Origin of the sequence: Geobacillus thermopakistaniensis (assembly GCF_000498995.1) — a bacterium.
GTDB classification, from domain to species: Bacteria; Bacillota; Bacilli; order Bacillales; family Anoxybacillaceae; genus Geobacillus; species Geobacillus thermoleovorans.
Map to the genome: position 1 here is coordinate 72,710 of NZ_AYSF01000078.1, position 20,152 is coordinate 92,861.

Sequence of the window (20,152 nt, forward strand, 5' to 3'; positions counted from 1 at the left end):
CCAAGCGGATGGCTATTTCCATTTCAGCAGCAGAAATTGCAGCAGCCATCCAATGGAGAGCCCGGGGATGACAGATAAGATCGGCAGCCAAATCGGTCCAAAAAACACGCCGCCGATCGTCACGTGCGACGAGTACATCAAGCCGACCGTCACAAAGTAGGCGGAGACGACAAACGGCAAAAACGAGTACGGCGTTTGCCCGCCGCCAGCGTCTTTAAACGCATCCCACATGGCAAAAAAGTATAAACATGGATAAAACATCAGCCATCCGATATCGACAATGCGGGCGGCCTCATCCGTACGTCCCAAAAAGCTGAGGCGGATGGCTTCATTGAAATGGGATTGGGTGTTAATCACAAATTCCAACGCAATAAACAAAATTCCTTTTATATACTTTTTGTTCAACAGTTGCCCGAATCCAGGCAAAGCAATGCTCCATAACAATGCTTCGATCGCTTTCACCTTCTCGAACCCTTTACTGAGATAATATTAGTTGATCGTTGCTTTGTCCGTTGCACCGTCAGATGGAGCTGGAGACAATCGATGGGTGCTTCATGGTCAGTTGCTGGTTAAGCCGATGGGTGCAATTACATTTTTTGCGCCAAAGACTTGTTTTATACTTTTTTGCAATAGGAATGCAGGAAAACTTTCCTATAGAACCAAACGATATGTTAGCTGAAGATAAAAAAATACTTTAAATTTTTCAGAATAATGAATATAATAGTGACGTAAAGGATTTTGACAAATAAATAAAGGGGGAAGCCGTGTGAAGGGGCTAAAATCGATTTTGTTATGGGGCCTGATTTCCGTCCTTGGGGCCGCAGCGTTTGCCATTTTGGCTTTAAGCCGCGGCGAATCGGTCAACGCCATGTGGCTTATCGTCGCCGCCGTCTGCACGTATGCGGTCGCTTATCGGTTTTACAGCCGGTTTATCGCCCGCAAAGTGTTTGGTCTTGATGATAACCGGAAAACGCCAGCGGAAGTGTTCAATGACGGGAAGGACTATGTTCCGACGAACAAATGGGTGCTATTTGGCCATCACTTTGCCGCTATTGCGGGTGCGGGACCGCTTGTCGGACCGATTTTGGCCGCGCAGATGGGCTATCTGCCTGGGACGCTTTGGATTGTGATCGGCGTTGTGCTCGGCGGAGCGGTGCAAGACTTTGTCATTTTGTTCGCTTCGATGCGCCGCAACGGGAAGTCGCTCGGCGAAATGATTAAGGAAGAAATGGGTCCGGTGACGGGCTTTATCGCAGCGCTTGGCATTTTGGGCATTATGATTATTTTATTGGCCGTATTGGCGCTCGTTGTCGTGAAAGCGCTTGTCGGAAGCCCGTGGGGGATGTTTACGATCGCCGCGACGATTCCGATTGCGATTTTGATGGGCATTTACATGCGCTTCATCCGTCCAGGGCGCGTTGCTGAAGCGTCGCTTGGGGGATTTGTGCTGTTGATTTTGTCGATCGTGGTCGGGCAATATGTCGCGGAGCACCCGACGCTCTCGGCGATGTTTACGCTAAAAGGGGAAACGATCGCCATCTTAATGATCATTTATGGCTTTGTCGCTTCGGCGTTGCCGGTATGGCTGTTGTTGGCGCCGCGCGACTATTTGAGCACGTTCTTGAAAATCGGCACGATTGTCGGATTGGCGCTCGGCATTTTCGTCGTCATGCCGGACTTGCAAATGCCGGCAGTGACGAAATTTATCGATGGCACCGGGCCGGTGTTTGCAGGCAACTTGTTCCCGTTCTTGTTCATTACGATCGCTTGCGGCGCGGTGTCTGGATTCCACGCGCTCGTTTCATCCGGCACAACGCCGAAGATGATTGAGCTTGAAAGCCATGCGCGGCCGATCGGCTACGGTGCGATGTTGATGGAGTCGTTCGTCGCGGTTATGGCGATGGTGGCGGCTTGCGTCTTGACGCCAGGGGCGTATTTTGCCATCAACAGCCCGGCGGCAGTGATCGGCACGGATGTCGTTCAGGCGGCCAAAGTCGTGTCGTCGTGGGGATTTACGATCACCCCTGACATGCTGACGGAGCTGGCGAAAGACGTCGGCGAACAAACGGTGTTGTCACGCACGGGCGGGGCGCCGACGTTGGCGATCGGGATGGCGCACATTTTATCGAGCGTCATCGGCGGCAAGGCGCTTATGGCGTTCTGGTATCACTTTGCCATCCTGTTTGAAGCGCTGTTCATCTTGACGACGATTGACGCCGGCACGCGCGTCGGCCGTTTCATGATCCAAGACATTATGGGCACGTTTTACAAACCGCTCGGCAAAACGGATTCGCTTGCCTCGAACTTGATCGCTACGACCCTTTGCGTACTGGCGTGGGGTTACTTCCTGTACCAAGGCGTCGTCGACCCGCTCGGCGGCATCAACACGCTATGGCCGCTGTTTGGCATCGCCAATCAAATGTTGGCTGGCATCGCCTTGTTGTTTGCGACGACGGTTCTATTTAAAATGGGCAAAAAGGCATATGTTTGGGTCACGCTCGTGCCGACAACATGGCTTTTGGTCGTCACGCTGACAGCCGGGTATCAAAAACTGTTCCACGAAAATGTCAAAATTGGTTTCTTGTCGCATGCGAAAATGTTCCAAGACAGCTTGAGCCAAGGCAAAATTTTGGCGCCGGCAACGAATGAGGCGCAAATGCGGCAAATTATTATGAACGATTACATTGATGCGACATTGTGCGCGATTTTCATGCTCGTTGTGATCGCGATGCTGATCTCGGCGTTGAACATTTGGATCAAAGTATTGCAAAACAAACATGTGCCGCTCAAGGAAGCGCCGTACGTGCCGCGCGATGGAGAAGGAGCGAAGCACTATGCCTAAATGGCTGCAAAACGTTTTGGCTTATCGCCGGCAGTTTCTTGACTTGCTTGTCGGTGTGCCGAGCTATGAAAAATATGTCGAGCATATGAAAACCCATCATCCTGGCGAGCCGATTAAGTCGCGGAAAGAGTTTTTCTGCGAGGCGCAAGAGGCACGCTACAATGCTAAAGGCGGCAAAGTGTCGCGTTGCTGCTAGCAAACGGGAAGGAAGGAGGGGCGCGTTCCCTTCTTCCTTTTTTCTTCTTGTTCATCATCGCTGAGAAAATGTTCGATTGGCGGCATGGTTTTTGTGAAAGACGTTGGGAGCGTTGGATCAACCCTCAGTGGAGAAAGGAGCTGTACATATGATGCGCATTCTGTTTGTCGGAGCAGGAGCGGTCGGCGGGTATTTCGGCGGCCGTCTGCTTGAAAAAGGGGTGGACGTAACGTTTCTTGTTCGCGAGCGCAGAAAACAGGAACTGGAGAAATATGGGCTTGTCATCCACAGTGTCCATGGCGATGTGAGATTGGCGCCGAAATTGCTTGTTGCCGGCGAATCGGCCGAGCCATTTGATCTTGTCGTGTTCTCAAGCAAAGCGTACCATTTAGACGGCGCCATCGCCGACGCGAAACCGTATGTTGGAGAGGCGACGATGATTTTGCCGTTGTTAAATGGCATGGCCCATATGGATGCGTTATGGAAGGCGTTCGGCCGCGAGAATGTCTTAGGCGGGCTTTGCTTTATCGAAACGACGTTAAACGAGAGAGGGGAGATCATCCAAACGAGCCCGGCGCATGAGATGCGTTTCGGTGAATGGCCAAACGGGCGGAGCGAGCGAACGGAGGTGCTTGCATCGTTGTTTGCCGGCGCTAACGCCTGCTTTCGCCTAAGCGAACAAATTGCAGCTGATATGTGGAACAAATATTTGTTTATCGCGACGATGTCGGGCGTGACAACGCTGTTCCGCGCCCCGATCGGGCCGATCCGTTCCGGGGAGTACGGGAGCGTCATCATCGATCGGCTGTTTCGGGAAATCAAAACGATCATTCAGGCGCATGGGGCGCCGCTGACCGATGAAATGGCCGAGCGGCAGCGCACCCAGCTCGAGCAGATCGCCCCAACGATGAAATCGTCCATGCAGCGCGATATGGAAAAAGGACAGCTCATTGAAGCCGATCATTTGCAAGGGTATTTGCTAGCATTGGCGAAGCGGCATGGCATCCATGCTCCGATGCTCGAGGTGGTATATCACAATTTAAAAATTTACGAAGCGAGCCGCGCAACCGGTGAGTGACCAGTTGTTCAACCCAGCCGTTTGGCAGGAGCGTGCAGCCCCGCCAAACGGCTGTTTTTTGAGAAAAAGAGAAGTTGTTTACCGCACCAATATAGTGTACAGTTAATAGTGAAAACGTGTGCACAAGGAGGAGGCAGCCTTGAAAAAAACATGGTGGAAAGAAGGCGTTGCGTATCAAATTTATCCTCGCAGCTTTATGGATGCCAACGGCGACGGCATCGGTGATCTTCGCGGCATCATCGAAAAGCTGGATTATTTGGTGGAGCTTGGAGTCGACATCGTTTGGATTTGTCCGATTTACCGGTCGCCGAACGCCGATAACGGATATGACATCAGCGATTATTATGCCATTATGGATGAGTTTGGAACGATGGATGACTTCGATGAATTGCTTGCCCAAGCCCATCGGCGCGGGTTGAAAATCATTTTGGATTTGGTCATCAATCATACGAGTGATGAGCATCCGTGGTTTATCGAATCGCGGTCATCGCGAGACAATCCGAAGCGCGACTGGTACATTTGGCGCGACGGCAAAGATGGGCGCGAACCGAACAACTGGGAAAGCATTTTCGGCGGCTCGGCATGGCAGTATGACGAGCGGACGGGTCAGTACTATTTACATCTTTTCGATGTGAAACAGCCCGATTTGAACTGGGAAAACAGCGAGGTGCGCCAAGCGCTGTATGACATGATCAACTGGTGGCTGGATAAAGGCATCGACGGCTTTCGCATCGACGCGATTTCCCACATTAAGAAAAAGCCGGGTCTTCCCGATTTGCCAAATCCGAAGGGGCTGAAGTACGTGCCGTCATTTGCTGCGCACATGAACCAGCCAGGGATTATGGAGTATTTGCGAGAGTTGAAAGAGCAAACGTTTGCACGATATGACATTATGACGGTCGGCGAGGCGAACGGAGTAACGGTTGATGAGGCCGAACAATGGGTCGGGGAAGAAAACGGCGTGTTTCATATGATTTTTCAGTTTGAGCATTTAGGGCTTTGGAAAAGGAAAGCCGATGGTTCGATCGATGTCCGCCGGCTGAAGCGGACGTTGACGAAATGGCAAAAAGGATTGGAAAACCGTGGGTGGAACGCGCTCTTTTTGGAAAACCACGACTTGCCTCGATCAGTGTCGACATGGGGAAATGACGGCGAGTATTGGGCGGAGAGCGCGAAGGCGCTTGGCGCGCTCTACTTTTTCATGCAAGGGACGCCGTTCATTTACCAAGGGCAAGAGATCGGGATGACGAACGTGCAATTCTCCGACATTCGCGACTACCGCGATGTCGCTGCCTTGCGTCTGTATGAACTCGAACGGGCGAACGGCCGGACACATGAGGAAGTGATGAAGATCATTTGGAAAACCGGGCGCGACAACTCGCGCACCCCGATGCAATGGTCTGGTGCCCCAAACGCTGGATTCACGACAGGTACGCCATGGATCAAGGTGAACGAAAACTATCGTACGATCAATGTCGAGGCCGAGCGGCGCGACCCGAACTCGGTATGGTCGTTTTATCGACAAATGATTCAGCTTCGGAAAGCGAACGAGCTGTTTGTTTATGGAACGTACGATCTGCTTTTGGAAAACAACCCATCCATTTACGCGTACACAAGAACGCTTGGCCGCGATCGGGCGCTTATCATTGTCAACGTATCCGATCGTCCTTCACTTTACCGCTATGACGGCTTCCGCCTTCAGTCAAGCGATTTGGCGCTTTCGAACTACCCGGTCCGTCCGCATAAAAATGCGACGCGTTTTAAGCTGAAGCCGTACGAGGCGCGCGTATACATCTGGAAAGAATAAGAAGGAATTTGCCTTTCCGTGTGGAATAAATGCATACGGAAGGGAGATGATCAACATGGCAACGGTCGATCCGATTCGCTACCCGATCGGAACGTTTCAAGCGCCGCAGCAGTTTGAGGCTGGGGAGGTGCAAGAGTGGATTGCTGCCATCCGCGGGCTGCCGAGCGACTTAAGAACCGCTGTTTCCGGCTTGAACGATGAGCAGCTGAACACGCCGTACCGCGAAGGCGGCTGGACGGTTGCCCAAGTCGTCCATCATTTGGCTGATGCAAGCATGAATGCGTTTTTGCGCACGAAATGGGGAGTGACGGAAGACGGCCCAACGGTGAAGCCGTTTGCGGAAAGCGAATGGGCGAAAACGGCCGATGCTTGCTTGTTGCCCATTGAACCGTCGCTTTTATTGCTTGACGGGCTGCATGCGCGATGGGCGGCGTTGCTTGAATCGATGACGGAGGCAGATTTTCACCGAACCGTTCGGCCGGAAGGGGCAGCGGGGGAGATGCCGCTGTATGTATTGACCGCGTTGTATGCATGGCATGGGAAGCATCATACCGCGCAAGTTGCGTCGTTGCGCAAACGAAAAGGATGGTAAAGGCTGCCGATTCTTCGGCGGCTTTTTTCTTCATGCATCATAGAAGGATGGTGCTGCGCAAACAACACCCGGGAACCGCCGGCTGGGCGGGGCTTTTTTGTCGTCATCCTGCCGGGAGAACGGTGAAATAGCATTTTGCTTAAACGGCGGCATAGGATTATGTTATACTAACAAATATTAAGGGACACGAAATACATAGTTCGCAAGGGGGATCGGTATGGGAGCGGAGCAGCAGCCGCTTATTGCAGAACAAAAAGAAAAAATATGGACGAAAGATTTTGTTTTGATTTGTTTGGCCAATTTTTTTGTGTTTCTTGGGTTTCAAATGACGTTGCCGACCCTTCCGCTGTTTGTCGAGCATTTGGGCGGCAATGATCAGCTGATTGGCGTTGTCGTCGGTGTGTTTACGTTTTCGGCGCTCATCGTCCGTCCGTTCGCCGGCCATGCGCTTGAGACGAAAGGGCGCCGGTTTGTGTTTTTATTGGGGCTTCTCATTTTTGTCATTTCTGTCGGTTCCTACAGCTTGGTCTCAAGCATTTTCCTTCTCTTTTTGATGCGGGTCGTCCAAGGAATCGGCTGGGGGTTTTCGACAACCGCTTCCGGAACGGTGGCGACGGACATCATTCCAGCGAGTCGCCGCGGGGAAGGAATGGGCTATTACGGGCTGTCTGGGAATATCGCCTTGGCGTTTGGTCCGTCGCTTGGACTTGTGCTTGCCGCTATGATTCCGTTTAGCCATCTGTTTGCCATTTGTGCGGCGCTTGGAGTCGCTTCGGTGCTGTTTGCCGCCGCAATCACGTATAAAAAAGCGGAAGCCGTGCATGGCAAAGGGGCGAACAGATGGGATTTGTATGAAAAAAGCGCTTTGACCCCGTCGTTGCTGTTGTTTTTCTTGACGGTGACGTTCGGCGGCATCGCCTCATTCTTGCCTCTATATACGGCGCAAAAACAGATCGGCGGCCTGCAGCTGTACTTTTTGCTTTACGCGCTTGCCTTGATGGTGACGCGAACGTTCGCTGGCCAGTTGTATGACCGAAAAGGGCATCGGGCCGTCTTTCTCCCTGGTGCGGGGCTTATTTTGCTGGCGATGCTTCTTCTCGCTTGGCTGCCGGGAGAATGGGCGTTGCTTTTGGCGGCGGTGCTGTACGGTTTCGGCTTTGGCATGGTGCAACCGGGGCTGCAGGCGTGGTCCGTCGAGCGGGCGCCTGCCCACCGCAAGGGAATGGCGAACGCGACATTTTTCTCGTTTTTTGATTTAGGGGTCGGCGTCGGGGCGATAGTGTTTGGCCAAATCAGCCATTGGTTCGGCTATCCGAGCATTTATTTAGCTGCTAGCGGTTCGGTGTTCCTTTCGATGCTTGTCTATCTGTCGGTCTTGCATAAAGAACAATCGCTTCGCCCCAGGGAACGAAAAAACGCTTAGGGATAACCCCTAGGCGTTTTTTCTGCCCAGCGGCGCATCGAAACGGCCTTTGAGGGCGGCTCGTCACCGCCGGGAATGCACTTCGTAAATGGCGAATTTTAAGTAGTCGCCTTCTTCCGCGGCAAGGAGTTTCGGGTGGTCGTAGCCGGCGCCGTTCCAATATACTTGGCGCAGCACTTTTTTCGCGTCAAATGCCGCATCAGCGATCATCTCTTGAAATAGGTGCGGGCGGACGTGGTACGAGCAGCTTGATGTGACGAAAAAGCCGCCGTCTTTGACAAGCTTCAATCCGTTTAAGTTAATGTCTTTATAGCCGCGCAGCGCCTTCGGGACGGCATGGGCCGATTTCGCGAACGCCGGCGGGTCGATGATGACGACATCCCACTGTTTGCCGGCGCGCACCGACTCGCGCAAATAGTCGAAGGCGTTGGCGACGACAAATTCAACGTTCGTGAATCCGTTTAACGCGGCGTTCCGTTTCGCCGTTTCGATGGCATGTTCAGAAATATCGACGGCAGTAGCATGTTTTGCCCCATACAGACAAGCGTTTAGCATAAACGAGCCGGTATGGGTGAAGCAGTCGAGCACGGTTGTCTCCGGACCGATGAGCGGACGAAGAGCGGCGCGGTTTTGCCGTTGGTCGAAGAAAAAGCCTGTTTTTTGTCCGTTTTCAATATCGACGATGTATTTCACGCCGTTTTCCTCGATTTCGATTTCCGTTTCCGCTTCCCCGTACCAAAAGCCTTTTTCTTGTTTGAGACCCTCAAGCTCCCGAACGGACACATCGTTGCGCAAATAAATGGCCCTTGGGGCAAACACGTCAAGCAAGCCGCGCAAAATCCAGTCTTTCCGCCTTTCCATGCCGAGCGCCAAAATTTGCACAACAAGCACATCTTCATATTTGTCGACGATCAATCCGGGCAAAAAGTCGGCTTCGCCATAGACGGCGCGGCAGGAGCGAACGCCGGGAATCATCCGTTCACGGTACGCCCACGCCTGACGGATGCGGTCGATGAAAAAGCGCTCATCGAGTTCATCGTTTGGGTTTTGCGTCAAGACGCGGACGATGATTTGCGAAGCGGGGTTGATATATCCTTTCGCCAGCCAATACCCTTGATGATTGTAAACGTCAACGAAGTCGCCCGGCGCAGCATCGCCTTCGATGCGGTCAACTTCACTTTGAAAAATCCATGGATGCCCTTGCTCAAGCCGTTTTTTCCGTTCTCTTTTCAGGATGACCTTCGCCATCGTTTCCACTCCCATTCCGTCGTCAATTGCTGCGTTTCCATCATAGCGGATTGCAACGCATAGCGCAACGTCGGAGAAAAAAAGATTGACAATCGTTCGTGCCATGGTATGATTAAGTGTAAAGAAAACTGAAAATTGCACCATCATCCACTAGGGGGGCCTTTAGAAAGGCTGAGATCAAAGTGTGCCTTTGAGACCCTTAGCACCTGATCTGGGTAATGCCAGCGTAGGGAAGTGGAGGAGCAGCACAGCAAGGCTAGGCTTTGCCTTGCCAACGTCGCATGCCCACGCCGCTTTCTTTACGCCAATCGGCAAAGGAAGCGGCGTTTTTATTTTGCCAAAAAGGGGGAAAACGAATGTCATTTGCCAAACAATTGCGCCAAGCGGCCGATCCGATCTGGCAGGCGAGTTTCCGCCATCCGTTTGTTCAGGAGCTTGGCCAAGGGACGCTTGCGCGCGAGAAGTTTCGCTATTACGTGATGCAAGATGCCTATTATTTGCGCCATTTTGCCCGCGTGCAGGCGATCGGGGCGGCGAAATCGCCGGATTTGGCGACGACAGCCCGGTTGGCGCACCATGCACAAAGCACGTGCGAAGCCGAGCTGTCTCTGCATGAAACGTTCGCCGAGCTCTTGGGCATTACAGAAGAGGAAAGGGCGGCGTTCATTCCGGCGCCGACGGCGTACGCCTATACGTCGCACATGTACCGCGCGGCGTACGAAGGGCATCTCGGTGATGTTATCGCCGCCATTTTGCCGTGCTACTGGCTGTATTACGAAATTGGCGAGCGCTTGAAAACGTGCCGCCCGAACGATCCGATTTATGAAAAATGGATCGGCACCTACAGTTCGGACTGGTTCCGCTCGCTTGTGGAAGAGCAAATCGCGCGGCTTGACGACATCGCTGACGAGGTCACCGAAGAGGATCGCCATCGGATGAAGCGGCATTTCCTCATCAGCAGCGAATATGAGTACGAGTTTTGGGAGATGGCGTATCGGCTTGAGCAGTGGCCGTCGGCTGAATTGGCGGCGAGCCGTTGACGTGAGACAAGGAGGAGAACAGGATGGAAGTGAAGACAAAAGGGTTAAAATTGGTGGATATTTTAACGACGATCGTCATTGCGATTGTGTTTGGCATTATTTACAAATTATGGGGCCCGCTATATAGCGCGGTGGGAGCAGTAGGGTTTCATCTCGATCAACTCATTTACGGCATGTGGTTTATCGCCTCCTCGCTCGCTTATTTGCTCATTCGCAAGCCAGGGGTGGCGTTGCTCGCGGAGATTGCGGCTTCGTCCGGCGAGCTGATCATGGGATCGCAATGGGGGCTTGAAGTGCTCATTTACGGGGTCGTTCAAGGGCTGTTGGCCGAGCTCGTCTTTGCCGCCTTCCGCTATCGGCGCTTTGATACGTTCGTTGTATCGCTCGGCGCGGTCGGGGCGACGATTGGCTCGCTCATCATGGACTTTTACAAAGGCTATATTGAGGCGCTCGCCCCATGGAATATGGCGCTCTTTTTGCTGGCGCGTTTTATCGGCGCCATCCTCATCTCCGGCGTGCTTGCTGTTTCATTGGCGAAAGCGCTCGAAAAAACCGGAGTGACGCAAATGTGGCGGCCGGCCTCGAAAGACGATTACGATGCATTGAACCGGTAAGGCGGCGAATGGCGATGAAACAAGCAATTGCGATTGATCGGCTGCGCCTGAAATTTCCCGGGAGCGACGGGCTGCTGTTTCGCGACTTGTCGCTTTCGATTGCCGAGGGGGAGAAAGTGCTCCTCCTTGGTCCGTCCGGATGCGGCAAGTCGACATTATTGCAAGTGATGGCTGGCATCATTCCCCGCTCGATCGATGTGCCGATGAAAGCGGAGCGCCTTAAGCGGCCGGAACGGTGGGGCTATGTTTTCCAAGATCCTGATGCGCAATTTTGCATGCCGTATGCGGACGAGGAAATCGCTTTTGCCCTCGAAAATCGAAGCGTGCCGCGCCACGAGATGCCCGTCCGCATCCGTGCCCTGCTGAACCAAGTCGGTTTGGAGATCGCTCCGCATACGGATATTCATACGCTTTCCGGTGGAATGAAGCAGCGATTGGCTCTTGCTTCGGTGCTGGCGCTTGAGCCGGATGTCTTGTTTTTGGATGAGCCGACGGCGCTGCTTGATGAAGAAGGGACGAAGGCGGTATGGCAAACGGTGAAGCAGGTGGGCCGCGGCAAAACGGTCATCATCGTCGAGCATAAAATTGACCATGTGCTCGACTTTGTGGATCGCATTGTCTTGTTCGGCCGCGATGGGCGCATCATCGCCGACGGCGAGGCGAAGGCGGTGTTTTCCGACTATAAAGACGTCATTGCCGCTGAAGGGATTTGGTATCCAGGCGTCTGGGATGACTATGACCGGACGGCAAGGCGGCGAAATCGCCATCGAGGCGAGGAGCTTCTTCGCCTCGCCCGTTTTCGCGGGTTCCGCGGCCGGGAGGCGAAAATCTATGTTCCTGAAGCAACGGTGCACGCCGGCGAATGGATTGCCGTCACCGGAAAAAACGGCGCCGGTAAAAGCACGTTGCTGCACGCGCTTATGCAACTCATCCGCACGGACGGAGAGTATATGCTGCTAGGCGCCGACATCAAGCGGCAACACCCGCTTTACCGCCATATTGCGTTCGTTTTCCAAAATCCGGAATGGCAATTTGTCGCCCATTCCGTTCGCGAAGAGCTCGCCTACTCGCTTCGGCTTGAGGGGCGGCCGGAAGAGGAAATTGAGGGAATCGTCGACCGTCTGTTGCGTGAATTTGACCTTGTTGAGCAGCAAGACCAGCACCCGTACCAACTGTCGGTCGGACAAAAGCGGCGGTTGAGCGTCGCCGCTTCGATCGTCGCCGGCCAGCGCCTCTTTTTGCTTGATGAGCCGACATTTGGGCAAGATGCAAAAAATACGTTCGCGTTGCTCGAAATGCTTGAAGCATACCGTGAACAAGGGGCGGCGATCATGATGGTTACACATGACGAACAAATCGTCCGCCGCTTTGCGACGAGACAGTGGGTGATTGAAGATGGGGCGCTCGTTCGGGACGAACGGCTTGACATCCGAGAGCCGGTGTTGGCGGAAGGTGGGGCAGGGTGATGAAATGGGAGGTTCGCTGCCGCGAGACATGGCTTCATGAGACGAACCCGAGTTTGAAGCTCATTGTGCTTGTCGTGCTCTTTTTCGCTGTGTTGTTCATTCATAACCCGAACGTGCTGATTAACGTTTCGCTCGCTCTCTTCGTTTTGTTTTGCTTTGGCACCGGCTATCCGGCGAATGTGTTGTTTTGGCTGTTTTTGCCGTTTTTCCTCGTGTTTGTTTCGACGGCTTCATCGATGATGATGTTTGGCGAGGGAACGACGACATGGGTTCGCTGGGGGCTCATCCATGTTACAGCGGAAAGTTTTTGGCGCGGGGTGCACATCGGGTTTCGCGCTTTGGCGCTTGGGCTTCTCGGATTGATTTTTTCGCTGACGACCCGGCCGGTTCCGTTGTTTTATTCGCTCATGCAGCAGTTGAGACTGAAGCCAAAGTATGCGTACAGTTTTTTGGCGGCCGTTCGCCTATTGCCGATTATGCTTGAAGAGTTTCAGGCGATCCGCTATGCGTTAACAGTGCGCGGCGTGCCGAATAAGGGCGTCCTCAGCAAAGTGAAGCGCTACGCCATTCCGCTGTTGTCGCAAAGCATCCGCCGCGCCCAGCGCATCGCCGTGGCGATGGAAGCGAAACAATTTTCCGGCAGCGGGCGGCGCACGTTTTATTATGAAATCGGGTTCGGCAAATATGATATTTGGCTTGTCGCCTTGTTTGCCGCTTTGATGTTCGCCGCCTACTATGTCGGTGTTCATTATCCGTATATTTCTATAAGCGATGTACGGTAGAAAGAAAGGGATGGCGATGGGGGTTCTCCATTTCGTTTCCACCGGGCGTCAGACGGTTGACGAATTTGCCGCGATTTGTGCGCACACCCATCCGTATGCCGACCTGATTCATATTCGCGAAAAAGGGAAGACGGCGCGTGAAGTGGCGGCGTTTGTCGCGGCACTGCTTCGCGTCGGGGTGCCGCTGCAAAAAATCATCGTCAATGACCGGGTTGATGTCGCCGCTGTCTACGGTGTCAAAGGTGTGCAGCTTGCTTATCACAGCCTGCCGGTGCGCGCCGTCCGCCGCTCGTTTCCGGACTTGACGGTTGGTTGCTCGGTGCACGGGTCGGAGGAGGCGAAACAGGCCGAACAGGATGGCGCTCACTTTTGTTTGTATGGCCATATTTTTCCGACGGACAGCAAGCCCGGTTTGCCGCCGCGCGGTCTGGACTCGCTTGCGGAAATCGCGGCCGCCGTGTCCATTCCAGTCATCGCCATTGGCGGCATTCACGCCGGCAACGCTCGTCGGGTGCTGGAAGCGGGCGCAGCCGGGGTGGCAGTATTGTCGGCTGTTTTTTTCGCTGCTGACCCCGTTGCTGAGGCTAAACGGCTGGCAGACATCGTGAAAGGGAGGGGATAGGGGATGACGCATCGGTATGACGTCGCCATCGTCGGCGGCGGGGTGATTGGGGCGGCCATCGGTTTTGAGCTCGCCAAGCGGCGGCATCGCGTCGCCATTTTTGAAAAAGGAACGATGGGAAGCGGGGCGTCAAGCGCGGCAGCCGGCATGCTTGGGGCGCAATCCGAGTTTTCGACGTCAAGCCCGCTTGTGCCGCTTGCCTTGCAAAGCCGAGCTCTCATGCCGGCCTTGGCTGAAGAGCTGAGGGAGAGGACCGGCATCGATATCGGCCTTGTCGAAAAAGGATTGATCAAACTAGCGACAACGGAAGAGGAAGCAGACGATCTCTATCGCCATTATACATTTTGGCGGGGCATAGGCGAACCGGTGCAGTGGCTCACGAAAGGGGAGGCGCTTGAAATGGAGCCGCGTCTTGCGGCGGAAGCGCTTGCCGGCGCGATGTACATCCCTGGCGATGGGCAAGTGAGCGCTCCGGATTTGGCCGCCGCTCTTGCCTATGCCGCCGCCTCCGCCGGCGCTTGTCTGTACGAGTATACGGAAGTGTTCGACATCCGTTCCGACAGCAGTGGGCATGTGTTAGACACAACAGGCGGGACGTTTGCCGCCGAGGCGGTCGTCATCGCTTCCGGCGCTTGGGCGGCGCGGCTCGGCGCGCGGGTCGGGCTTTCGCTTTCCGTTTATCCGGTCAAAGGAGAATGCGTCATGGTGCGCGCCCCGGTTCCGTTGTTGCAAACGACTGTATTTGCGAAAAACGGCTGCTACATCGTTCCGAAATCAGGAAACCGGCTGCTCATCGGAGCGACGTCCACGCCCGGCACGTTCGATCGACGTGTATCGGCCGGTGGGGTGATGAACTTGCTTCACCGCGCCGCCCACCTTGTTCCGGACATCGAACAGGCGGAATGGGTGGCATCATGGAGCGGCATTCGGCCGCAGACCGAAGACGGCTTGCCTTATCTAGGCGAGCATCCGGAGCGGCGCGGCTTATTCGTCGCTGCCGGACATTACCGGAACGGCATTTTGCTCAGCCCATTGACCGGTCTGCTTGTCGCCGACTTAGTGGAGCGGAAAGAGACGGCGTTTGATCTTGCGCCATTTTCGTTGACACGCCATATCGGAAAGGTGGGGGTGGAATGACGTTAGTGATTAACGGGGAGACGGTCGCCGTGCCCGACGAGGTGAAAACGGTGGGCGATTTGCTTGCCCATTTCCGGCTTGAGAACAAGCTTTGCATCGTCGAAGTCAATGTCCGCATCATCCAAAAACATGAGTATGGGACGACGGTGCTATGCGATGGTGATCGCGTGGAAATCGTTCATTTTGTAGGAGGCGGTTGATGATGTTGAAAATTGGCCCATATGAATTTTCTTCGCGGCTGTTGCTCGGCACGGGCAAATATCCGAGCTTGGACGTGCAAAAAGAAGCGGTGGAAGCATCAGGGGCGGAAATTTTAACGTTCGCCGTCCGGCGGATGAACATCTTTTCCCCGGAGCAGCCGAACTTTTTAGAGCAGCTCGATTTAAGCAAATATAAGCTTTTGCCGAACACCGCCGGGGCGAAAACGGCCGAAGAAGCGGTGCGCATCGCCCGACTCGCCAAGGCATCCGGATTGTGTGATATGATAAAAGTAGAAGTGATCGGCTGCGACAAAACGCTCCTCCCAGACCCGATCGAGACGTTGAAAGCGGCGGAAATGCTGCTTGAGGAAGGGTTTATCGTGTTGCCGTACACATCCGATGATGTCGTGCTGGCGAAGCGGCTAGAGGAGCTTGGCTGCCATGCGATCATGCCGGGCGCCTCGCCGATCGGGTCCGGGCAAGGCATCATCAATCCGCTCAATTTGAGCTTTATCATTGAGCAGGCGAACGTGCCGGTCATTGTCGACGCCGGCATCGGTGGACCGGCGGACGCGGCGCTGGCGATGGAGCTTGGCGCGGATGGGGTGCTCTTGAACACCGCTGTTTCCGGCGCGGCCGATCCAGTGAAAATGGCGAAAGCGATGAAGCTGGCGGTGGAAGCGGGCCGGCTCGGCTATGAAGCCGGACGCATCCCGAAAAAACGGTACGCGTCAGCGAGCAGTCCAACGGAAGGAATGAGTGTTGTTTGAACGAACGGTATTCCCGGCAGCAACTATTTGCACCGATTGGCGAGGAAGGGCAAAAGAAAATACGGGGAAAGCATGTCGTGTTAGTCGGCGCCGGAGCGCTCGGCACAGGCAACGCCGAAGCGCTCGTTCGCGCCGGCATCGGCAAATTGACAATCATTGACCGCGATTACGTCGAATGGAGCAATTTGCAACGCCAGCAACTGTACAGCGAAGCGGATGCGAAGGAGCGGCTGCCAAAGGCGATCGCTGCCAAACGGCGCCTTGAACAAATCAACAGCGAGGTTGAGATCGAGGCCATTGTCGGCGACGCCGGCCCAGAAGAATTGGAAACGATCGCCCTCAAGCAACGCCCTGACTTATGGATCGATGCGACAGATAATTTTGATACGCGCCTTGTCCTCAATGACGTTGCCTACAAGTACAACATTCCGTGGATTTATGGCGCTTGTGTCGGCAGTTACGGTTTAAGCTGCGCCTTCATTCCGAACCGCACGCCTTGTTTGTATTGCTTGCTTGAAACGGTGCCGCAAGGGGGATTGACGTGCGATACGGCCGGCATTATCAGCCCAGCGGTGCAAATGGTTGTCAGCTATCAGATGGCTGAGGCGTTAAAAATTTTAGTGGAGGACTGGTCGGCGCTCCGCGGCAAGCTCGTTTCGTTTGACCTTTGGACGAACGAATACGCCTCCATTCGCATTGACGGGGTGAAAAAGGACGGTTGCCCGACGTGCGGACGTCATCCATCTTATCCGTTTCTTTCCTATGAACAACGGACGAAGACTGCCGTCTTGTGCGGGCGCGATTCTGTGCAAATCCGTCCGCCTGCCCCGCGCCAGTACGACTTGAATGAATTGGCGGAGCTGTTTCGCCGCCAAGGGCTTCAAGCGGAAGCGAACCCGTATCTTGTCTCCGTTTCGCTCGGCGACAAGCGATTGGTTGTCTTTCGCGACGGCCGTGCGCTTGTGCACGGCACGAAAGACGTGCAGGAGGCAAAGGCGATCTATTACCGCTATTTAGGTTGAAACGAGGGAAAATGAAATAAGGGCGTCCATTGATGGGAGGACGCCCTTGTTTTGTTCATCAAACTGTCAAAAAGACACCCTTCTCCTCCCTGCTTTTCCCGCCGGCAATATGGTACGATGAAAGAGGGGAAGAAAAGGGAGGGGAAGACGAATGGCCGAGTGGTCGGTGACATTCAACATTGCCTCATTGCTTGTTCTTGTGTATTTGATTGGTTCCTGTTGGCTTGAATCATGATGCGCCTCGGTTCATCCGGCGCATTTTTCTTTTTGGTTGTCTGGATTTATATGGAAGGATAACTCGCCAGCTATAGTCAGTTGGCGAAAAATTTGTTATATTTAAGATAGGAAGAGCGAAAACGGCTGCTGCCGGTCGCATCGCTTTGTTTCCGCTTAGCGCGGCAAGTGTGGCTTTTACAAGCATGATTCGGCGGAAAAATGGATATGAATAACATAGTCACCATCCATAGGAGTGTGAAGATTCATTGGAAGAGTGGCCGTTAAGGTTGTTCGGGTGGTTTTTCCTCTCCCTGCTCGCCAATGCACTGTTCGCTTCAGCAGAAGCCGCGTTTTCTTCGGCAAGCAAGGCACGGTTGCGGCATTATGCGGAAGAGCATCTGCACAATAAGCGTCTCCAAGCGGTGATCGGTCAGCTTGACCGCGTGTTGTTGGCGCTTGCTGTGGCCAACCGCCTCACCAGCGTCGTGACGGTCGTGCTCTTTACGGACATTGCCGTTTCGTTGCTTGGGGAACAGATGGGCTTGTTTGCCACGCTGGCGGTGATGACAGTATTATTTGTCGTCTTCGGTGAAATTTTGCCAAAATCGATGGCGAAAGAGCATGCGGAGCAGCTCGCCATCCGATACGCCGGCCTTGCCTATGGGCTGATGAAGTTGATGACGCCGGTTACGGCGTCGCTCCAAGCCTTAAAAGATCGAATCGCCAAGAGGTTCGCCAATGGGGTGGCTGTGCCGGCTGTTACGGAGGAAGATATTAAAGTGATGGTTGAGCTGAGTGAAGAAGAAGGGGTCATCGACAACAAAGAAAAAGAATTGATCCAACGTTCGCTCGATTTTGATGAAATTTTGGTCGGAGAAATTTTCACGCCGCGTGCTGATATGGTGGCGGTGGAAGTGAACCAGCCGATTGAAGAGATTCGCGACGTGTTTTTGGAAGAGAAATATTCCCGCATCCCGGTCTATGAAGGGGATATTGACAACGTGATCGGCATTTTGTCGGAAAGCGACTTTTTCAGCGAGCTTGTGCAAAAGCGGGAGGTGCGCATCCGCGATTTGTTGCGCCAGCCGTTGTTCGTTGTCGAGTCCATGAAAGTGTCGGATCTTCTGCCGGAGCTGCAAAAAAGCAAAGTGCATATGGCGATCGTCGTCGACGAGTTTGGCGGCACCGCTGGACTCATTACGCTCGAAGATATTCTCGAGCAAATTGTCGGCGAAATATGGGATGAGCATGATGAAGCGGTGAAAACGGTGCGCCAAATCGACGAGCACAGCTTCGAGTTCAGCGCCGAACTGCCGCTGGATGAATTTTGCGAAGTGATGAACATCGACGTGCCAAGGAGCGAATCGCATACGTTGGGTGGTTGGATTTTTGAGATGTTTGAGCGTATTCCAGCAGTCGGCGAAACGTTGCAATATGGATCGCTGACGTTCACCGTCCGCCAAGTCGACAATCGGCGCATTCGCAAAGTGCTTGTCTCATTGAGCCAACCGCTTGCCGAGCAGGCGGGAGGCGCCTGATTCGCTCCCCGTTCCCATATGAAAGCGCCCCGGGCTGACTGCCCGGGGCGTTTGCCATCTATATGAAGTTGTTCGTTAAGGCGGTTATTGAATGTTGCCGAATTGGCCCCCAAGTTGTTGCTGAGCCATGGCGACAAGACGTTTCGTAATTTCGCCGCCGACCGAACCGTTCGCGCGAGAAGTCGTGTCAGCGCCGAGGTTCACACCAAATTCTTGGGCGATTTCGTACTTCATTTGATCAATGGCTTGTTGAGCACCAGCGACTAACAGTTGGTTGTTGTTATTGTTGCGTGCCATCGTTGATCATCTCCTCTTAAAAATTTTTGATGGTTGGGGTGGTTGGATTTGCACCAACACTTCACGCTGCAAGGCGTGTGCCAAGCTTGGCTGAACCCACCGGCCCACCCGCCTTTGGCTTCGCCAGCGTCCCTGTTGCAACGGATGGGTGATTTCGCTGGCGGTACTCATAGTTTGGGACGTTTTTTGCCTGTTATGCATGGTGAGAATATGGGAATTTTTAACGTTTTACCGCCGTCACCATTAGGGAATATGTAAAGATAAGGAACATCTTAGAGGAGGAAGCAGCATGAATGTATGCCCGCTGTGCAACGGGTTGCGCCGGGTGACGGTGTATTGCAGCTACTGCCGGCAACCAATGGAAGATCATGGGAAAGTTACAGATTATTTCGATGACTACAGCCCGTACATGGATGCGGACGTCATGAAGCTTGTCGACGGCTATTTGCGCACGTATACGAATCATGAATGTGTTCATTTGTTTTACTGTCCGACTTGCCATGAGGAGGAAGTGCGTTTTATCAAGGAATAAGGCTGTTGATGGAGTGGAAAGGAAAGGCGTTCCGTTTTTTCGGAACGCCTTCGAATGAATCTATATGAACAACAATGGGGGGTTACTTTTCATCCGCCGCCCGGATGCGCCGTTCCGTTTCAACGTCAAAGAAATGCGCTTTGTTCATATCAAGCGCCAGGTCAATCCGGTGGCCCGGCTTGATTTCCGTGCGGGCGTCGATGCGAGCGACCAATTCTTGGTTGTCGATGCTAAAATAGATCATCGATTCAGCGCCAAGCAGCTCGGCGACTTCGACGAGAGCGGTAACTTTCGTCGCCGGAGATGCTTCAAGGAAGAGCGGTTCGTCGTGAATGTCTTCCGGACGAATGCCTAAAATCACTTCCTTGCCGACATACCCTTGCTCACGCAACACTTTCATTTTTCCTTCCGGAATGCCAAACGATGTTTGGCCGACGACAAACTTGCCGTCTTGCAGCGTTCCACGAAGGAAGTTCATGGCCGGTGAACCGATAAAGCCGCCGACAAAAATGTTTTCCGGTTTTTCGTATACCTCGCGCGGCGTCCCGACTTGCTGGATGACGCCGTCTTTCATGACGACAAGACGGGTGGCCATTGTCATGGCTTCCGTTTGGTCGTGGGTGACGTAAATGGTCGTCGTTTCCAAGCGCTGATGGAGCTTCGCGATCTCTGAGCGCATTTGCACCCGCAGTTTCGCATCCATTTTCGGCGGGTTTTTGCGTGCCTTTTG

The 20,152-nt window shown here is 53.7% G+C and carries 21 protein-coding genes and 1 riboswitch; of the genes, 17 read left to right on the plus strand and 4 right to left on the minus strand.

What is annotated here, in order from left to right:
* Positions 1 to 12 precede the first annotated feature (12 nt).
* Complete coding sequence (locus tag T260_RS124580; protein WP_014194961.1) at positions 13 to 462, minus strand: hypothetical protein; 450 nt, start codon at positions 460 to 462, stop codon at positions 13 to 15.
* Between the two features lie 304 nt (positions 463 to 766).
* On the opposite strand from T260_RS124580, the gene T260_RS124575 reads away from it, so the two are divergent.
* The 6 genes from T260_RS124575 (at position 767) to T260_RS124550 (ending at position 7,938) form a co-directional block, all read left to right on the plus strand.
* Positions 767 to 2,842 carry a carbon starvation CstA family protein gene (locus tag T260_RS124575; RefSeq protein ID WP_023634425.1) on the plus strand — a complete coding sequence of 692 codons (2,076 nt, stop codon included), beginning with the start codon at positions 767 to 769 and terminating at the stop codon, positions 2,840 to 2,842.
* A complete protein-coding gene (locus T260_RS124570; protein WP_011230117.1) occupies positions 2,835 to 3,038 on the plus strand; it encodes a YbdD/YjiX family protein in 204 nt (67 codons plus the stop codon). Before T260_RS124575 ends, T260_RS124570 begins: the two co-directional genes overlap by 8 nt.
* Before the next feature lie 151 nt (positions 3,039 to 3,189).
* Entirely contained in the window at positions 3,190 to 4,116 is a 927-nt protein-coding gene (locus T260_RS124565; RefSeq protein ID WP_031206557.1) for a ketopantoate reductase family protein, read from the plus strand.
* Positions 4,117 to 4,255: 139 nt separating this feature from the next.
* The gene (locus T260_RS124560; protein ID WP_021322503.1) at positions 4,256 to 5,923 is read left to right on the plus strand and encodes a glycoside hydrolase family 13 protein; all 1,668 of its coding nucleotides are present in this window, start codon (positions 4,256 to 4,258) and stop codon (positions 5,921 to 5,923) included.
* A gap of 55 nt (positions 5,924 to 5,978) precedes the next feature.
* A complete protein-coding gene (locus tag T260_RS124555; RefSeq protein ID WP_011230120.1) occupies positions 5,979 to 6,515 on the plus strand; it encodes a YfiT family bacillithiol transferase in 537 nt (178 codons plus the stop codon).
* A gap of 217 nt (positions 6,516 to 6,732) precedes the next feature.
* Positions 6,733 to 7,938, plus strand: coding sequence for an MFS transporter (locus T260_RS124550; RefSeq protein WP_023634426.1), 1,206 nt, complete (start codon positions 6,733 to 6,735; stop codon positions 7,936 to 7,938).
* Positions 7,939 to 8,001: 63 nt separating this feature from the next.
* On the opposite strand, the gene T260_RS124545 is transcribed toward T260_RS124550, so the two are convergent.
* Complete coding sequence (locus T260_RS124545; protein WP_025038991.1) at positions 8,002 to 9,186, minus strand: class I SAM-dependent rRNA methyltransferase; 1,185 nt, start codon at positions 9,184 to 9,186, stop codon at positions 8,002 to 8,004.
* Positions 9,187 to 9,328: 142 nt separating this feature from the next.
* Positions 9,329 to 9,436, plus strand: a riboswitch (TPP riboswitch).
* 106 nt (positions 9,437 to 9,542) lie between these two features.
* Between T260_RS124545 and tenA the strand changes: the two genes are divergently transcribed.
* The 10 genes from tenA to T260_RS124495 all read left to right on the plus strand — a co-directional run bounded on the left by tenA (position 9,543) and on the right by T260_RS124495 (position 18,593).
* Positions 9,543 to 10,226 (plus strand): thiaminase II, encoded by a 684-nt coding sequence (gene tenA, locus T260_RS124540; protein WP_011230122.1) that lies wholly within the window; start codon positions 9,543 to 9,545, stop codon positions 10,224 to 10,226.
* Positions 10,227 to 10,249: 23 nt separating this feature from the next.
* Positions 10,250 to 10,840, plus strand: coding sequence for an ECF transporter S component (locus T260_RS124535; protein WP_023634427.1), 591 nt, complete (start codon positions 10,250 to 10,252; stop codon positions 10,838 to 10,840).
* A gap of 14 nt (positions 10,841 to 10,854) precedes the next feature.
* The gene (locus T260_RS124530; RefSeq protein ID WP_023634428.1) at positions 10,855 to 12,306 is read left to right on the plus strand and encodes an ABC transporter ATP-binding protein; all 1,452 of its coding nucleotides are present in this window, start codon (positions 10,855 to 10,857) and stop codon (positions 12,304 to 12,306) included.
* A complete protein-coding gene (locus T260_RS124525) occupies positions 12,306 to 13,088 on the plus strand; it encodes an energy-coupling factor transporter transmembrane component T family protein (RefSeq protein WP_011230125.1) in 783 nt (260 codons plus the stop codon). Before T260_RS124530 ends, T260_RS124525 begins: the two co-directional genes overlap by 1 nt.
* Before the next feature lie 16 nt (positions 13,089 to 13,104).
* On the plus strand, positions 13,105 to 13,710 hold the full coding sequence (gene tenI, locus T260_RS124520) for a thiazole tautomerase TenI (protein WP_011230126.1): 606 nt from the start codon (positions 13,105 to 13,107) through the stop codon (positions 13,708 to 13,710).
* 3 nt (positions 13,711 to 13,713) lie between these two features.
* Complete coding sequence (thiO, locus tag T260_RS124515) at positions 13,714 to 14,847, plus strand: glycine oxidase ThiO (protein WP_011230127.1); 1,134 nt, start codon at positions 13,714 to 13,716, stop codon at positions 14,845 to 14,847.
* A complete protein-coding gene (thiS, locus tag T260_RS124510; RefSeq protein ID WP_011230128.1) occupies positions 14,844 to 15,047 on the plus strand; it encodes a sulfur carrier protein ThiS in 204 nt (67 codons plus the stop codon). The genes thiO and thiS overlap by 4 nt, the downstream gene beginning before the upstream one ends.
* A 2-nt stretch (positions 15,048 to 15,049) precedes the next feature.
* Positions 15,050 to 15,817 (plus strand): thiazole synthase, encoded by a 768-nt coding sequence (locus T260_RS124505; protein WP_013146257.1) that lies wholly within the window; start codon positions 15,050 to 15,052, stop codon positions 15,815 to 15,817.
* Positions 15,814 to 16,839: a thiazole biosynthesis adenylyltransferase ThiF gene (locus T260_RS124500; RefSeq protein WP_023634429.1), complete on the plus strand. Its 1,026-nt coding sequence runs from the start codon at positions 15,814 to 15,816 to the stop codon at positions 16,837 to 16,839. The genes T260_RS124505 and T260_RS124500 overlap by 4 nt, the downstream gene beginning before the upstream one ends.
* 482 nt (positions 16,840 to 17,321) lie before the next feature.
* Positions 17,322 to 18,593 (plus strand): hemolysin family protein, encoded by a 1,272-nt coding sequence (locus T260_RS124495; RefSeq protein WP_011230132.1) that lies wholly within the window; start codon positions 17,322 to 17,324, stop codon positions 18,591 to 18,593.
* Positions 18,594 to 18,677: 84 nt separating this feature from the next.
* On the opposite strand, the gene T260_RS124490 is transcribed toward T260_RS124495, so the two are convergent.
* Entirely contained in the window at positions 18,678 to 18,890 is a 213-nt protein-coding gene (locus T260_RS124490) for an alpha/beta-type small acid-soluble spore protein (RefSeq protein WP_011230133.1), read from the minus strand.
* Between the two features lie 289 nt (positions 18,891 to 19,179).
* Here T260_RS124490 and T260_RS124485 point away from each other — a divergent pair, with 289 nt between their 5' ends.
* Positions 19,180 to 19,422: a hypothetical protein gene (locus tag T260_RS124485; protein WP_011230134.1), complete on the plus strand. Its 243-nt coding sequence runs from the start codon at positions 19,180 to 19,182 to the stop codon at positions 19,420 to 19,422.
* 82 nt (positions 19,423 to 19,504) lie between these two features.
* On the opposite strand, the gene T260_RS124480 is transcribed toward T260_RS124485, so the two are convergent.
* Positions 19,505 to 20,152: ABC transporter ATP-binding protein (locus T260_RS124480; protein ID WP_023634430.1), on the minus strand; the 648-nt coding region annotated here is incomplete at its 5' end.